15 protein-coding genes are annotated in these 13,781 nt (G+C 64.2%); 11 read left to right on the top strand and 4 right to left on the bottom strand.

All coding sequences use genetic code 11. The annotated features are described in order from the left end of the window. The first annotated feature begins 9 nt into the window (after window positions 1-9). The 3 genes from scpB to arsC are packed head-to-tail and all read left to right on the top strand — an operon-like array spanning window position 10 to window position 2,814. Window positions 10-870, top strand: a complete 861-nt coding sequence (scpB, locus tag B0E46_RS10190) for an SMC-Scp complex subunit ScpB (protein WP_077555668.1) — start codon at window positions 10-12, stop codon at window positions 868-870. Then, a complete protein-coding gene (locus tag B0E46_RS10185) occupies window positions 867-2,432 on the top strand; it encodes a pseudouridine synthase (RefSeq protein WP_077555667.1) in 1,566 nt (521 codons plus the stop codon). Before scpB ends, B0E46_RS10185 begins: the two co-directional genes overlap by 4 nt. A 37-nt stretch (window positions 2,433-2,469) precedes the next feature. Continuing rightward, the gene (gene arsC, locus B0E46_RS10180) at window positions 2,470-2,814 is read left to right on the top strand and encodes an arsenate reductase (glutaredoxin) (RefSeq protein ID WP_077555666.1); all 345 of its coding nucleotides are present in this window, start codon (window positions 2,470-2,472) and stop codon (window positions 2,812-2,814) included. A gap of 69 nt (window positions 2,815-2,883) precedes the next feature. On the opposite strand, the gene B0E46_RS10175 is transcribed toward arsC, so the two are convergent. The 3 genes from B0E46_RS10175 to B0E46_RS10165 all read right to left on the bottom strand — a co-directional run bounded on the left by B0E46_RS10175 (window position 2,884) and on the right by B0E46_RS10165 (window position 5,878). Next, window positions 2,884-3,684 (bottom strand): amidohydrolase, encoded by an 801-nt coding sequence (locus B0E46_RS10175; protein ID WP_077555665.1) that lies wholly within the window; start codon window positions 3,682-3,684, stop codon window positions 2,884-2,886. Beyond that, window positions 3,672-4,814, bottom strand: coding sequence for a pyridoxal phosphate-dependent aminotransferase (locus B0E46_RS10170; RefSeq protein ID WP_077555813.1), 1,143 nt, complete (start codon window positions 4,812-4,814; stop codon window positions 3,672-3,674). The genes B0E46_RS10175 and B0E46_RS10170 overlap by 13 nt, the downstream gene beginning before the upstream one ends. A gap of 89 nt (window positions 4,815-4,903) precedes the next feature. After that, window positions 4,904-5,878, bottom strand: coding sequence for a LysR substrate-binding domain-containing protein (locus tag B0E46_RS10165; protein WP_077555664.1), 975 nt, complete (start codon window positions 5,876-5,878; stop codon window positions 4,904-4,906). A 112-nt stretch (window positions 5,879-5,990) separates the two neighbouring features. Here B0E46_RS10165 and B0E46_RS10160 point away from each other — a divergent pair, with 112 nt between their 5' ends. The 7 genes from B0E46_RS10160 to B0E46_RS10130 all read left to right on the top strand — a co-directional run bounded on the left by B0E46_RS10160 (window position 5,991) and on the right by B0E46_RS10130 (window position 10,853). Then, a complete protein-coding gene (locus tag B0E46_RS10160) occupies window positions 5,991-6,581 on the top strand; it encodes an FMN-dependent NADH-azoreductase (RefSeq protein WP_077555663.1) in 591 nt (196 codons plus the stop codon). 256 nt (window positions 6,582-6,837) lie between these two features. Further along, on the top strand, window positions 6,838-7,179 hold the full coding sequence (locus B0E46_RS10155) for a hypothetical protein (protein ID WP_077555662.1): 342 nt from the start codon (window positions 6,838-6,840) through the stop codon (window positions 7,177-7,179). Between the two features lie 3 nt (window positions 7,180-7,182). Then, on the top strand, window positions 7,183-7,578 hold the full coding sequence (locus B0E46_RS10150; protein ID WP_077555661.1) for a GntR family transcriptional regulator: 396 nt from the start codon (window positions 7,183-7,185) through the stop codon (window positions 7,576-7,578). Next, window positions 7,575-8,432 carry an ABC transporter ATP-binding protein gene (locus B0E46_RS10145; protein WP_077555660.1) on the top strand — a complete coding sequence of 286 codons (858 nt, stop codon included), beginning with the start codon at window positions 7,575-7,577 and terminating at the stop codon, window positions 8,430-8,432. Before B0E46_RS10150 ends, B0E46_RS10145 begins: the two co-directional genes overlap by 4 nt. After that, window positions 8,429-9,397, top strand: a complete 969-nt coding sequence (locus tag B0E46_RS10140) for an ABC-2 transporter permease (protein WP_077555659.1) — start codon at window positions 8,429-8,431, stop codon at window positions 9,395-9,397. Before B0E46_RS10145 ends, B0E46_RS10140 begins: the two co-directional genes overlap by 4 nt. 32 nt (window positions 9,398-9,429) lie before the next feature. Beyond that, window positions 9,430-10,140, top strand: a complete 711-nt coding sequence (locus B0E46_RS10135; RefSeq protein ID WP_077555658.1) for a hypothetical protein — start codon at window positions 9,430-9,432, stop codon at window positions 10,138-10,140. A gap of 173 nt (window positions 10,141-10,313) precedes the next feature. Continuing rightward, window positions 10,314-10,853, top strand: coding sequence for a DUF2884 family protein (locus B0E46_RS10130; protein ID WP_168171180.1), 540 nt, complete (start codon window positions 10,314-10,316; stop codon window positions 10,851-10,853). 71 nt (window positions 10,854-10,924) lie between these two features. On the opposite strand, the gene B0E46_RS10125 is transcribed toward B0E46_RS10130, so the two are convergent. Next, window positions 10,925-12,307, bottom strand: coding sequence for a class II fumarate hydratase (locus B0E46_RS10125; protein WP_077555656.1), 1,383 nt, complete (start codon window positions 12,305-12,307; stop codon window positions 10,925-10,927). Window positions 12,308-12,407: 100 nt separating this feature from the next. Here B0E46_RS10125 and purB point away from each other — a divergent pair, with 100 nt between their 5' ends. Next, complete coding sequence (gene purB, locus B0E46_RS10120) at window positions 12,408-13,775, top strand: adenylosuccinate lyase (protein ID WP_077555655.1); 1,368 nt, start codon at window positions 12,408-12,410, stop codon at window positions 13,773-13,775. Window positions 13,776-13,781 lie beyond the last annotated feature (6 nt).

Here is a 13,781-nt window from a genome sequence, read left to right as displayed (position 1 = left end):
CCCAAGGCCATGCAGATCGAGCAACTCAAACCCATCATCGAGGCTGCCCTACTGGCCTCCAACCAGCCGATGACGGCTCATCAGCTGGGCGACCTGTTCAACGAAACCGACGAAGTAAGCCACTCGCAGATCGCCATGGCGCTGGAGATGCTGGCCGAGGACTGCACTGGCCGTGGCGTCGAACTGAAGGAGGTAGCCTCCGGCTTCCGCTACCAGGTACGCCAGGACGTGCATCCGTGGATTTCGCGGATGTGGACCGAAAAGCCCAGCCGCTACTCACGTGCCTTGCTGGAAACGCTGTCGCTGATCGCCTATCGCCAGCCGATCACCCGTCCCGAGATCGAGCAGATCCGTGGCGTGGTGGTGTCCTCCAACATCATCAAGACGCTGGAGGAGCGCGAATGGATCCGCGTGGTCGGTTATCGCGACGTGCCCGGCAAGCCTGCGCTGTTCGGCACCACCCGCATGTTTCTCGACTACTTCAACCTGAAATCGCTGGATCAGCTGCCGCCGTTGTCGGAAATCCGCGACATGGAAGACCCGCAACTGCGCTTCGAGCAGGAACCGCTGCCCGCCCGCATCGTGCGCGACCTGCCGATCGATCCGGACGAAGACATCACGGACGAGGCGGAGCCCGCTGCCGACGGCGGCGAACCACATGCAGCAGCGGAGCATGCCGATGCCAGCGACACCCATGACACCATGGTCGATGCCCACGCAACGGCCACTTCATCCGAGTCCGACGGACACGGTTCCGAGCTGAACCCATCCGACGAAGTCCCCACTACCACTGCCGATGAGGCAGCGAACCCCGCCGCGGACGTCGAAGCCGACGCCGCCGAGCAAGATACCGAGGAGTACCGCGCATGACTGCGCCGCAGAAATCCGTTCTATCCCTGAAGCGCGAACCGCGCAACGATGCCAATGCCGTCCAGATCGAGGAGCGCCTGCACAAGGTGCTGGCCAACGCCGGCCTCGGCTCGCGCCGCATGCTTGAGCAGCGCATCCAGTCCGGCGAAGTCGAACTGAATGGCAGCCCTGCCGGGATCGGCACCAGTGTGCACGCCGGCGACCGCGTGGTGCTCGACGGCAAGCAGTTCGTCGTCGCCACCGACAATCGCGACGATACCGAAGTGCTGCTCTACCACAAGCCCGAAGGCGTACTGACCACCCGTGACGATCCCGACGGCCGCCCCACCGTGTTCGAACAGCTGCCGCGCCTGAAAGGTGCGCGCTGGGTCGCCGTGGGCCGCCTCGACATCAACACCACCGGCCTGCTGCTGCTGACCACCGACGGCGAACTCGCCAACGGCCTGATGCACCCGAAGAGCGGGCTCGAGCGCGAATACCTGTGCCGCGTGCACGGCGAGGTGCCGGACGAGATCATCGAAAAGCTGAAGGCCGGGGTCGAGCTGGAAGACGGCCCTGCCCGCTTCGACGAAATCGCGGTGATCAGTCGCGGCGGCAGCCATAGCTGGTTCCGCGTGGTGATCCGCGAAGGCCGCAACCGCGAAGTGCGTCGCCTGTGGGATTCGCAGGGCTTCCTGGTCAGCCGCCTCAAGCGCATCCGCTATGGCACGATCGAACTGCCACGCAACCTGCGCCGCGGCGAATGCGAGGCGCTCGATGCGGAAACCGTCAAGCAGCTGCGCCAGACCACCGGCCTCGGTGCGCCGCAGCCGGTGCTGACGCTGAGCCCGGTGCTGCACCAGCGTCGCGCCAATCGCAACGTCACCGAATACCGCCCCGAACGCGGCGCCAGCAACGCCTGGACCGGCGGCCAGGACGAGGCGCGCGAACTGCGTGCCTACGACCGCATCCGCGAAGAACCCGTGCGCGGCCGCAAGCCGCCGCGCCGCGACGGCAAGGAAGTCAACGGCAACCTCGCCCGCCCCGAACGCGGTGCCGGCGGCAACCGTGGCGGCAAGGGCCGGCGCGTGGCGCCGGGTCAGGAACTGCCGTCGGTGCGTACCTGGTTCGCCGGCGAAAGCCGCGACGGTGGCGGTCGCCCGGCTGGCGCATCGCGCGGCAATGCTGCCGGTGGCGCGGCCGGCAATCGCCGGCCGGCCGGCGGCAAGCCGTTTGGTGCGCGTGCTGGCGGTGAAAACCGCGGTACCGGCAGCCCGTATAGCGGTTTCGGCGGTGAACCACGCGGTACGGGCGGCAACCGTGCGCATGCAGGTCGCCCGCAGGGCCAGGGCAATCAGGCGCATGGCAATTCGTCCTACGGCAACCAGGCGCACGGCAATGCCCGTCCGCAAGGCAGCGGCCGAGCACAAGGTCAAGGTGGCAATCGCGCACAAGGCCAGGGCCGCCCCCAGGGCCAGGGCGGCAACCGTCCGCAAGGTGGTGGCGCCCGCCCCCAAGGCCACGGTGGCGCGCCCGGCGGACGGCCGCATGGTCGCGGCGGCAATCGTTCCGGCAACCGCTGAGCCACGGCCCAGTCCGACCATGCGAAGCAGCTGACCGATGGTACGCATCTATCACCACAGCCGTTGCTCCAAGTCGCGCGCCACGCTGGCGTTGCTGGAGCAGCGTGTCGGCAGGTGCGAGGTGATCCATTACCTCGACGCGCCGCCCGATACCGCCGAATTGACCGTGCTGCTGAAGCAGCTCGGCATGAGTGCACGCGAGCTGCTGCGCAGTGGCGAAGCGGAATACCAGTCGCTCGGGCTGGCTGACCCCGCTCTCGACGATGCCGCACTGATTGCCGCGATGGTGGCGCATCCGAAACTGATCGAACGGCCGATCGTGGTGGCCAACGGCAAGGCCGCCATCGGACGTCCACCGGAAGCGGTGCTGGCCATACTCTGATTCAGCACGCATCGACAACAAGAAGCCGCCCTTGGGGCGGCTTCTTGTTGTCGATGCAGGAAGAATGGATCAGCCCGGGTCGAGCGAAAAGGCGTCAGCATCCATCCATGCGGGAAACCGCTCGCGATGCGCAAGCAATGGCGCCGGATCCAGCGTGACGGTCACCACCTGCTCCTGCGCACCCAGTTCGACCAGCGGCTCGCCAACGGGATCGATCACCGCACTGTCCCCGGCATAAGGCAAATCGTTGCCGTCGACACCGACACGGTTCACGCCGATCACGTAGCTGAGGTTCTCGATCGCGCGCGCGCGCAGCAGGGTGCGCCACGGTTGTCGGCGCGGTGCCGGCCAGTTCGCCACGAACAGCGCGAGGTCGTACTCCATGCCAGCGCTGGCGGAGGCCAGCCCACGGTTGCGCAGCCACACCGGGAAGCGCAGGTCGTAGCAGACCTGCGGCAGGATGCGCCAACCTTTCAGTTCCACGATCAACCGCTCGTTGCCGCCCCCATAACGGGTATGCTCGCCGGCCATGCGGAACAGGTGGCGCTTGTCGTATTGCGCGAAGCTGCCGTCGGGCCGCATCCACAGCAGGCGGTTGTAGACGGTGTCGTTCTCGCGGATCGCCAGGCTGCCGCAGATCACCGCGCCCACCTCGATCGCCAGCGTGCGCAACCACGCCACGCCGTCGCCGTCCATGCTCTCGGCACTGGCGCGCGTGTCGTTGCTGAAGCCGGACAAGAAGGTTTCAGGCAACACGATCAAGTCGCTGCCTTTCGCCTGCCGCACCAGCGCGCCGTAGTAATCGCGATTGGCTGGCGCGTCATGCCAGCGAGTGGCACCTTGCACCAATGAAACCCTCAGAGCTTGCATAACCGCTCCGCCGCTGCATCCATCGTCGCATCGCTCTTGGCGAAGCATAGCCGCAGCAGGCGCGTGCCCGGCGGGGTCTCGTAGAAAGGCGTCAGCGGAATCGCCGCCACGCCGCCGTGCTGCACCAGCCACTTGCTGAAGGCAAGATCGTCCTCGTCGCGGATCGCCGAGTAGTCGACCAGCTGGAAATAGCCGCCCGGCACATCGAGCAGCTCGAACCGCGACGGCGCCAGCAACGCACGGAAACGATCGCGCTTGGCCTGGTAGAACGCCGGCAGCTCCAGGTAGTGCTCCGGATGACTGGCCATGAATTCGCCGAACGCCGCCTGTGCCGGATGGAAGGTGCAGAACGTGAGGTACTGGTGCACCTTGCGGAACTCGGCCGACAACGCAGCCGGCGCCACCGCATAACCGACCTTCCAGCCGGTACAGTGATAGGTCTTGCCGAACGAGGAGACCACGATGCTGCGCTCGGCCAGTTCCGGGTGACGCAACACGCTCTCATGCTGTGCGTTGTCGTACACGATGTGCTCGTACACTTCGTCGGACAACACCACGATGGAAGTGTCGCGCACGATCGCCGCCAGTTCTTCGAGGTCTGCCGCCGACAGCACGGCGCCGGACGGGTTGTGCGGGCTGTTGATCAGGATCATCCGTGTCTTCGGCGTCACCGCATCGCGCACGCGCTGCCAATCGATCGCGAAGGCCGGCACGGTCAACGGGATATGCACCGCCCGCGCGCCCTGCAGCTCGATCGCCGGCTCGTAACAATCGTAGGCCGGGTCGAACACGATCACTTCCTCGCCGGCACGCACCAGCGCGGCAATCGCCGCAAAGATCGCCTCGGTGGCGCCGGAAGTCACCGTGATGTCGGTGTCGACGTTGAGCTTGCGGCCGTACAACCGTTCGGTCTTCAGTGCGATCTGTTCGCGCAGGGCCGCCGTGCCGTGCATCGGCGCGTACTGGTTGCGGCCCTCGTTCATCGCCCGGCTCAGCGCATCGCGCAACGGCTGCGGCGGTTCGAAGTCGGGAAAGCCCTGGCCCAGGTTGACCGCCTTGTGTTCCAGCGCCAGCTGGCTCATCACGCTGAAGATGGTGGTGCCGACTTTCGGGAGTTTGGTGGGAATCATCATTCAGCCGTATGGATGTCCATAAAACATGCAGCGTACCGCATGCGAGGTATCGTGCGCATCACGCCGCATCGATCAGGCCATGCACGTCAGGATGCGGGCAGATCTTCCAGCGGGCGCAGTTTGCATTGCTCATGTTTCAGCAGGGTCGTGGCTGGCAGCCGCTCGGCCAGGAAATCGACCAGCGCGCGCACACCCGGCAGCATGCCGCGCCGGCTGGGATAGACGAAGTGCATGGTGCCCTCGGGCACGCTCCAGTCCGGCAGCACCACTTCGAGTTCGCCGCGGGCGATCGCCGGTGCGCAGACGAACTCCGGCAACAGCGCCACGCCCAGGCCGTGACGGGCGGATTCCAGCAGCACCGCGAAATCGCCGGTGATCAGGCGTGCCTGCACTTCGACATTGATCTGCTCGCCGTTCGCCCCGATCAACTCCCACACTTGTGCGCCCTCATGCTCGCGCATCGACAGTGCCGGCAGTTTGGCCAGTTCCTCCGGCGTGGTCGGACGGCCCTGGGCTTTCAGCAACTTGGGACTGGCCACCAGCTTGGTACGCGCCTGGCCGAAACTGCGCATCACCAGGTTCGCATCGCTGTCCAGCTTGTTGCGCACCCGGATCGCCAGATCGTAGCCTTCACCGATCACGTCGACGCGGCGGTTGCTGGCCAGCAGCCGCACCTGCATCTTCGGGTATTGCGTGAGGAAATCCGGCAGCAAGTAAGCCAGCACCGTCTGCGCCAGCGATTCCGGACAGCTCAGGCGGACCACGCCGCGTGGTTCGGCGCGCAGCTCATCCACCGCATCCTGTGCCGCCTGCGCCTCCTCCAGCACGGCACGGCAGTGTGCATAGAATCGATCGCCGACCTCGGTCACCACGAATCGTCGCGTAGTCCGTTGCAGCAGGCGCACGCCGAGACGCTCCTCCAACTGCGCCACGCGCTTGCTCAGGCGCGATTTCGGCACGCCCAGCGCGCGTCCGGCTGCGGAAAAGCCGCCATGCTCGACCACGGCGGCAAAGAAATACAGATCGTTGAGATCCTGCAGGGCTCCGCTCAATACCGTCATGATTGTTTCCTTGAACGGACGATACGTCCGATAACTGCCATCTTATCGCTTTATTGTTCCAAATATATCCTGATCACATCGCCGATCCGTCGGCCCGACCAGGTATCTCACCATGAAACTGTTGCATATCGACTCCAGCGCCCTGGGTGCCCATTCCGTGTCGCGCCAGCTGACCGCCGACATCGTAGCCGAGCTGAAGCGCCAGGCTACCGGCATCCAGACCCAATACCACGACCTGACCGCCGAGCCGTTGCCGCACTGGTCGCCGGTGGCCGACGCCAGCGATCCCGCCGTGGCGATGGGCAACCGGATGCTGGAAGACTTTCTCGGCGCCGATATCGTGGTGATCGGTGCTCCGATGTACAACTTCGGCATCCCCAGCCAGCTCAAGGCGTGGATCGACCGCATCGCGGTCGCCGGCAAGACCTTCCGCTATGGCGCCAACGGCCCCGAGGGGCTGGTCGGCGGCAAGCGGGTGATCATCGCCTCCAGCCGCGGCGGCATGTATGCCAGCGGCCCGGCCGCCGCGATGGATTTCCAGGAGTCCTATCTGCGCACCGTATTTGGATTCATCGGGATCACCCACCTGGAATTCGTGCGCGCCGAGGGGCTCAACATGGGCGATGAGCCGAAAGCCCAGGCACTGCAGTCGGCCCGGAGCGCCATCGGCGCACTGGGTGCACCGGCCGCCAAGGTCGCCTGATTTTCGGCGCGCGAGCATCCGGTGTCGCAGACCTGACGCAGCGGCAAACTGAGTGCAACGCGCACGGTTGATCACGTCGCGCCTCCATTTACCCGGAAAGGCCAGCCACCGCGCTGGCCTTTCCGTTGGTGCGCACGGGTTTTCCTTATAGGCCATCAGTCATGTTGCGAAAACGCATCCTGGTTGTTGACAGCTCAAAACATGGTGTTATAGTTCACTACAACACCAGCCAACGAGCTCACTAAGGAGGCCCGTCATGAAAGCACAGAAACTGATCGCCAGCGCCGCCGCCGTCCTGTTCACCGCCGCCACCCTGAACATCCTGAATTACAACGTCGCCAGCCAGCCGGCGGCGAGCGCCGACATCAACGGCAGCAAGGTCACCAACCTGGCGCCGGTCAACGTCTATCCCAGCGCCGAAGAGCGTCGCGCCGCCACGCTGCTGACGGATGTCGAAGTTGCCGGCCTGGCCGTGATCCCAGCCATCGGCCGCCTGGGTGCAACCGCCGGCGGCGAGCAGTTCAGCCTGATCGGGTCGCAACTGGCCATGCCCTACTATTCGTTTGGCAACAAGTTTGGCCGTATCAGCAAGGAATAAAACATGACCATCACCTGGAACGACAGCGTCCCGATCTATCGCCAACTGCACCAGCGTGTGGTGGCCATGATCCTGGACGGCGCCTTGAACGAGGGCGACCCGCTGCCGTCGGTACGCCAGGTAGCAGCGGACTTTCAGATCAATCCGCTCACCGTGTCCAAGGCGTACCAGGAACTGGTCGACGAACAACTGGTTGAAAAAAGGAGGGGGTTAGGCATGTTCGTCATCGAGGGCGCCCGCGAGGCGCTGCTGAAATCCGAACGCGAGCGGTTCCTGCGCGAAGAGTGGCCGACGCTGTTTGCCCGGCTGCAGCGACTGGGTCTGGATCTCAAGACGCTGCTGCGCGAAGCGGGCACGGACCAGCGCGAAGGCGGCACCGACAAGGAGGAAAAGTCATGAGCGCGGTGATCACAGCCAACGGCCTGAGCAAGCGTTACAAGTCGTCGCTGGCACTGGACAAGGTCAGCTTCCAGATCGCCCCCGGGCGCATCGTCGGGCTGATCGGTCCGAATGGTGCCGGCAAGACCACCGCCCTGAAGGCGATCCTCGGCCTCACCGACTTCACCGGCGAGCTCAACGTGCTCGGCTTCGACCCGCGCAAGCAGCGCGACAGGCTGATGGGCGAAGTCTGCTTCATCGCCGATGTCGCCGTGCTGCCACGCTGGATCCGCGTGCGCGAAGCGGTCGATTTCGTCGCCAACGTGCATCCGCGCTTCGATCGCAAGAAATGCGAGGCCTTCCTGGCACGCACCAAGCTCACTCCCAACCAGCGCGTGCGACAGATGTCCAAGGGCATGATCGTGCAGTTGCACCTGGCACTGGTGATGGCGATCGACGCCAAGCTGCTGATCCTCGACGAGCCGACGCTGGGCCTGGACATCCTCTATCGCAAGCAGTTCTACCAGAACCTGCTGGAAGACTACTTCGACGAGAACAAGACCATCATCGTGACGACGCACCAGGTGGAGGAAGTCGAGCACATCCTGACCGACCTGATGTTCATCCGCGACGGCAAGATCGTGCTGGATGCCGACATGGACGCGGTCGGCGAGCGCTTCATCGAGGTGATGGTGAATGCCGACAAGGCCGACGCCGCCCGCCAGCTGAAACCGCTGGACGAGCGCCAGGTCTTCGGCAAGAGCATTTTTCTGTTTGACGGCGCGAACCGCGCGGTGCTGGAACAGCTGGGCGAAACCCGCCGGCCGTCCATCAGCGACCTGTTCGTCGCCACCATGAAGGGAACCTACGCATGAAAACCTTCTATTGGCTCGTGAAGCGCGAATTCTGGGAACACCGGGGCGGCTTCTTCTGGGCACCCGTCATCACCGGCGGTGTGTTCTTGCTGCTGAACATCATGGGCATCATCGCCGCCGAGGTGCTGGGTGCGCGCCATGGCATCAATTTCGGGGCCAGTGGCGGCCTGCACAGTGTCATGACCGACATGGACGCAGGCGACATGAGCAAGGTCGGGTTCGCCCTGGACCTCGCGATGTACTCGGCGATGGGACTGCTCGCCGTGGTACTCGGCTTCGTGGTGTTCTTCTATTGCCTCGGCGCGCTGTATGACGACCGCCGGGATCGCAGCATCCTGTTCTGGAAATCGCTGCCGATCTCCGACACCAACACCGTATTGTCCAAGATCATCAGCGCCACCGTGCTTGCTCCCGTCATCGCCGTGATCGTGGGCATCGTCGTCGGCATGCTGCAGTTGTTGATACTGGCGATAACACTGTCGTTCCACGGCGTGAATGTGTGGCAGCTGCTGCTGCTGGCCCATCCTTTCCGCATCATGTTCAACCTGATCGGCTATATCCCGCTGTACGTGCTGTGGGCCCTCCCCTCAGTGGGCTGGTTGCTGCTTTGCTCGGCCTGGGCCCGCAACAAGCCGTTCCTCTGGGCCGTGGCATTGCCGGTGGCCAGCGGCCTGGTGATCAGCTGGTTCGGCCTGATGGGTCTGTTCAACCTGCCGGCCACCTGGTTCTGGAAGAACGTCGTGCAACGCGGTTTGTTCAGCACGTTCCCCGGCACGGGCAGCCTGTTCGGCACGAGCGGTCAATCCATCGCCCACGACGTCGCCGGCAACCCGAACATGAACTTCATGGATCTGAGCAATACCTACCAGCTGTTGGCTTCGCCGAACCTGTGGATTGGCGTGGTGATCGGAGGCGGGCTGCTGGCCGGCGCCATCTGGTTCCGTCGCTGGCGCGACGACAGCTGACATACGACCGCATTCGAACAGGGAGAATATCGATGAAAAAGAACGCAATCGCCATCGGCATCCTTGCATCGGCGCTACTGCTGCCGCTGACCGCCTGCAGCCAATCAGGACAGCTCAACAACCCATCAGGTGCCGCCAGCGATACGGCGCAGGCGGCGAAGGAGGTCCAGGAGCAGACTTCCTCGTCGATGATCGCCGCCGAGGTCCGCAAGGGCATCGAGCAGGCCAAGCGGGAGCTGGTCACCAAGGACATCGACGTGGGCAGCGTGCACATCCACGGAAAGGACTGGCACGACAAGGACGACGACAGCAAACCGCCCAAGGCGGTCATCACTCCGCAAGGCGAGCTGGTGATCGCCGGCAAGCCGATGCAGGCTACGCCCGAGCAGCACACGATGCTGGTGGATTACCGCCAGCACATCATCGGCATCGCCGAAGCTGGCATGGACATCGGTGCCAGTGGTGCGGACATCGGCGTCGCCGCGGCCAAACAGGCGCTCTGGGGTGCGCTCAGCGGCAAGAGCGACAAGGAGATCGAAGCGAGCATCAAGCCGCAGACCGACAAGATCGAGGCCGCCGCCGCAAGATTGTGCCAACGGCTGCCCGGCCTGCTGTCCGCGCAGCAGAAACTGGCTGCGGCGATGCCCGAGTTCAGGCCTTACGCCACCATGCAGCAGAAGGACGTCGATGATTGCGGCAAGGACATGGCCGACAAGAACGGCGTTGCGGTGTCCTCCGATTGAGCCCTGAGCCCAAAGATCTCGCGGACGGCGCATCCCGTCCTGCGGAGCCTTGGTCTCAAACAGAAGTTTCAGGTCAACCGCAGTGCCGCCGCTGATGCGACGGCAGCTGCCGCCAACCTGCCCACGTTATCCCACTGGAGCATGTCCTGATGTCTTACCAACGCGTGATCGGGTTGCTTGCGATGACCGCTTTGATAGCTGGTTGCGGCAAAGAATCGGGCAATACCAATGTCCTCAGCTTTCGCAGCGGCAGCCTGGTCAACGGTGGCATCACCTTGCGCAATGATGAAGTCACCCTGCACGTCCAAAGCACACCGGATGCCGTCATCAATGCCGCAGGCGACCTGAGCATCGATCAGCGCTCGACTGCCGTCAACGCAGCCCAACGTGCACTGCTGCAGGATTACTACCGCAATGTGGTGGCGGTCAATGAAGACGGCATCGTCACCGGCAAGGCCGGCGCGGCGATTGCCGGCCAGGCGATCAAGAGCGTCGTCAAAGGCATTGCCAGCGGAAATACCGACAGCATCGACAAGGACATCAATGCCAAGTCACAGAAGGTGACGCAGGAAGCCCTGAAGATCTGCCAGGACCTGACCAACATCAAGACGACGCAAGACAGCCTTGCCGTGCAGCTCGCCGCATTCAAACCCTATGCCGGCATTATCAAAGCCGACAACCTCACCGATTGCACAAGCGGCTCCAAGAACTGATCGTTGGAGGAAGCAGTGAAACGGCAACGGGTGCCGCGGCACCCGTTGCCGTTTCTGCACTTGGCGATCTGTTATTCGCCGTGAATGCCACCCTTGGTCAGCGCCATGGGATCAAGCAGCCGCTTCAGTTCGTCCTTCGACAGACCGGTGGTTTCCAGCGCCACATCCATGATCGGCCGATGCTCCTTGTAGGCCTGCTTGGCCGTGGCGGCACCCTTCTCGTAGCCGATCACGGGATTCAGCGCGGTGACCAGGATCGGGTTCATCGCCAGCGCCTGATTGACCCGGGCGGTGTTGACCTTGAAGCCGGCGATGGATCGGTCGGCCAGCAGACGTGAGACATTGGCCAGTATCCCGATCGACTGCAGCAGGTTGTGCGCGACCAGCGGCAGCATCACGTTGAGCTGGAAATTGCCGGACTGGCCGGCGATGGTGATCGAGGCGTCGTTGCCGATCACCTGCGCAGCGACCATCGCGGTGGCCTCGGGAATCACCGGATTGACCTTGCCCGGCATGATCGACGAGCCCGGCTGCAGCGCCGGCAGCTCGATCTCGCCCAAGCCCGCCAACGGGCCCGAGTTCATCCAGCGCAGGTCGTTGGCGATCTTCATCAGCGCCACCGCCAGCGTCTTCAGCTGGCCGGACAGTTCCACCGCGGCGTCCTGCGAGGCCATGCCCTCGAAATAGTTTTCGGCCGACTCGAACTTCACGCCAGTGAGCTTTTTCAGCTGCACCGCCATCGCCGGACCGAACTTCGGGTCGGCATTGATGCCGGTGCCGACGGCGGTACCGCCTTGCGGCAAGCGGCGCATGCGCTTCAAGGCATCGTCGATGCGCTCAATCGCGGAGCCGATCTGCGCCGACCAGCCGGACAACTCCTGGCCGAAGGTGATCGGCATCGCGTCCATCAGATGCGTGCGGCCGGTCTTTGGTGTATTCCTCAACTCGCGGGCGCGCTTGTCGATGGTCTTCTGCAGATGCTTCAGCGCCGGCAGCAGCTGTTCGCTGGCGGCGAGCGTGGCGCTGAGGTGGATCGCGGTGGGGATCACGTCGTTCGAGCTCTGCCCGTAATTGACGTGGTCGTTCGGATGCACCTTGGCGCCACCCTTCACCGCCAGGTGCGCGATCACCTCGTTCGCGTTCATGTTGGTGCTGGTGCCCGAACCGGTCTGGAAGATGTCGATCGGGAACTGCGCGTCGTACTGGCCATCCGCCACCGCCAGCGCCGCCTTGCGGATCGCGGCGGCCTGGTTCTTCTTCAGATGGCCCATCGACAGGTTGACCTCGGCCGCCGCGGCCTTGATCAGCCCCAGCGCACGAATGAACGGGCGCGGCAGGTGCAGGCCGGAAATCGGGAAATTGTCGATCGCGCGCTGGGTCTGGGCGCCATACAGCGCGTCTGCGGGCACCTTCAGCTCGCCCATGCTGTCGTGTTCGATGCGAAAACCGCTCATGGCCGGATCCTGGCTGGGAAATACCGGCCGACTATAAGCCGCCGGGCATGAAGCCGCTGGCAATGTAAAATGGGCGTTTCCCCATACCGGAATGCCCGCGATGTCCACCCACGCCCTGACCGCCCTGTCGCCACTGGACGGCCGCTACGCCAGCAAGGTCGAAGCGCTGCGCCCGATCTTCAGCGAGTTCGGCCTGATGCACCGCCGCGTGCAGGTGGAGATCGAGTGGCTGCTGGCGCTGGCCGCCGATCCGCGCATCGTCGAACTGCCGGCGTTCGACGCCGGGCAGATCGACACGCTGAAGGCGATCGCCAGCCGCTTCAGCGTGGAAGACGGCGCCCGGATCAAGGCGATCGAGGCGACCACCAACCACGACGTGAAAGCGGTCGAGTACTTCATCAAGGAACGCATCGGCGCCGATGCCGGCCTGGCGCAGGCCAAGGAATTCGTGCACTTCGCCTGCACCAGCGAGGACATCAACAACCTGTCCTACGCCCTGATGCTGCGCGATGCGCGTGAGCAAGTGCTGCTGCCGATGTTCGACTCGGTGATCGCCCAGCTGCGCGCGCTGGCGCATGCAAACGCCGCACTGCCGATGCTCTCGCGCACGCACGGCCAGACCGCCTCGCCCAGCACGCTTGGCAAGGAAATCGCCAACGTGGTGGCGCGTCTGGAGCGCCAGCGCAAGCAGCTCGCCGCCGTGGAGATCTCCGGCAAGATCAACGGCGCGGTCGGCAACTACAACGCGCATGCCATCACCTATCCGGAAGTCGACTGGCAGGGCTTCTCGCAGCGTTTCGTGGAAAGCCTCGGCCTCGGCTACAACGCCTACACCACCCAGATCGAGCCGCATGACGGCGTCGCCGAATACTGCGACGCGGTGCGCCGCGCCAACATCATCCTGATCGACCTGGCCCGCGACATCTGGGGCTATATCTCGCTCGGCTACTTCAAGCAGTCGTTGAAGGCCGGCGAAGTCGGCTCCTCGACCATGCCGCACAAGGTCAACCCGATCGACTTCGAGAATGCCGAAGGCAACTTCGGCCTGGCCAATGCCCTGCTCGGTCATTTCGCGGAAAAGCTGCCGATCAGCCGCTGGCAGCGCGACCTGACTGATTCCACCGTATTGCGTGCGCTGGGTACCGCGTTCGGCCACACCCTGGTGGCGCTGGAATCGCTGAAGAAGGGCCTCGGCAAGCTCAACGTCAATGCCGAGCGTCTTTCAGCCGACCTCGACGCCAGCTGGGAAGTGCTGGCCGAAGCCGTGCAGACCGTGATGCGCCGCTACGGCCTGCCAGAGCCGTACGAGCAGCTCAAGGCGCTGACCCGTGGCCAGGGCATCACCCGCGACTCGATGCGCACTTTCATCACCGGCCTTGAGCTGCCAGCCGAAGCAAAACAGCGCCTGCTTGAGCTGACGCCGGGCAGCTATATCGGACTCGCCGAGACGCTGGCGAAAGATATCTGAGTCACG

The sequence above is a fragment of the Rhodanobacter sp. B04 genome, from assembly GCF_002001125.1.
Lineage (GTDB): Bacteria > Pseudomonadota > Gammaproteobacteria > Xanthomonadales > Rhodanobacteraceae > Rhodanobacter.
This window is presented reverse-complemented; position numbering and strand designations above follow the sequence as displayed.

Excerpts from the sequence above, each read along its gene's own strand:
- B0E46_RS10140 (WP_077555659.1), top strand. The coding sequence starts at position 8,429 with ATGAAAACCTTCTATTGGCTCGTGAAGCGCGAATTCTGGGAACACCGG.
- scpB (WP_077555668.1), top strand. The coding sequence starts at position 10 with ATGCAGATCGAGCAACTCAAACCCATCATCGAGGCTGCCCTACTGGCC.
- arsC (WP_077555666.1), top strand. The coding sequence starts at position 2,470 with ATGGTACGCATCTATCACCACAGCCGTTGCTCCAAGTCGCGCGCCACG.
- B0E46_RS10155 (WP_077555662.1), top strand. The coding sequence starts at position 6,838 with ATGAAAGCACAGAAACTGATCGCCAGCGCCGCCGCCGTCCTGTTCACC.
- B0E46_RS10145 (WP_077555660.1), top strand. The coding sequence starts at position 7,575 with ATGAGCGCGGTGATCACAGCCAACGGCCTGAGCAAGCGTTACAAGTCG.
- B0E46_RS10125 (WP_077555656.1), bottom strand. The coding sequence starts at position 12,307 with ATGAGCGGTTTTCGCATCGAACACGACAGCATGGGCGAGCTGAAGGTG.
- purB (WP_077555655.1), top strand. The coding sequence starts at position 12,408 with ATGTCCACCCACGCCCTGACCGCCCTGTCGCCACTGGACGGCCGCTAC.
- B0E46_RS10170 (WP_077555813.1), bottom strand. The coding sequence starts at position 4,814 with ATGATTCCCACCAAACTCCCGAAAGTCGGCACCACCATCTTCAGCGTG.
- B0E46_RS10185 (WP_077555667.1), top strand. The coding sequence starts at position 867 with ATGACTGCGCCGCAGAAATCCGTTCTATCCCTGAAGCGCGAACCGCGC.
- B0E46_RS10175 (WP_077555665.1), bottom strand. The coding sequence starts at position 3,684 with ATGCAAGCTCTGAGGGTTTCATTGGTGCAAGGTGCCACTCGCTGGCAT.
- B0E46_RS10165 (WP_077555664.1), bottom strand. The coding sequence starts at position 5,878 with ATGACGGTATTGAGCGGAGCCCTGCAGGATCTCAACGATCTGTATTTC.
- B0E46_RS10160 (WP_077555663.1), top strand. The coding sequence starts at position 5,991 with ATGAAACTGTTGCATATCGACTCCAGCGCCCTGGGTGCCCATTCCGTG.
- B0E46_RS10135 (WP_077555658.1), top strand. The coding sequence starts at position 9,430 with ATGAAAAAGAACGCAATCGCCATCGGCATCCTTGCATCGGCGCTACTG.
- B0E46_RS10150 (WP_077555661.1), top strand. The coding sequence starts at position 7,183 with ATGACCATCACCTGGAACGACAGCGTCCCGATCTATCGCCAACTGCAC.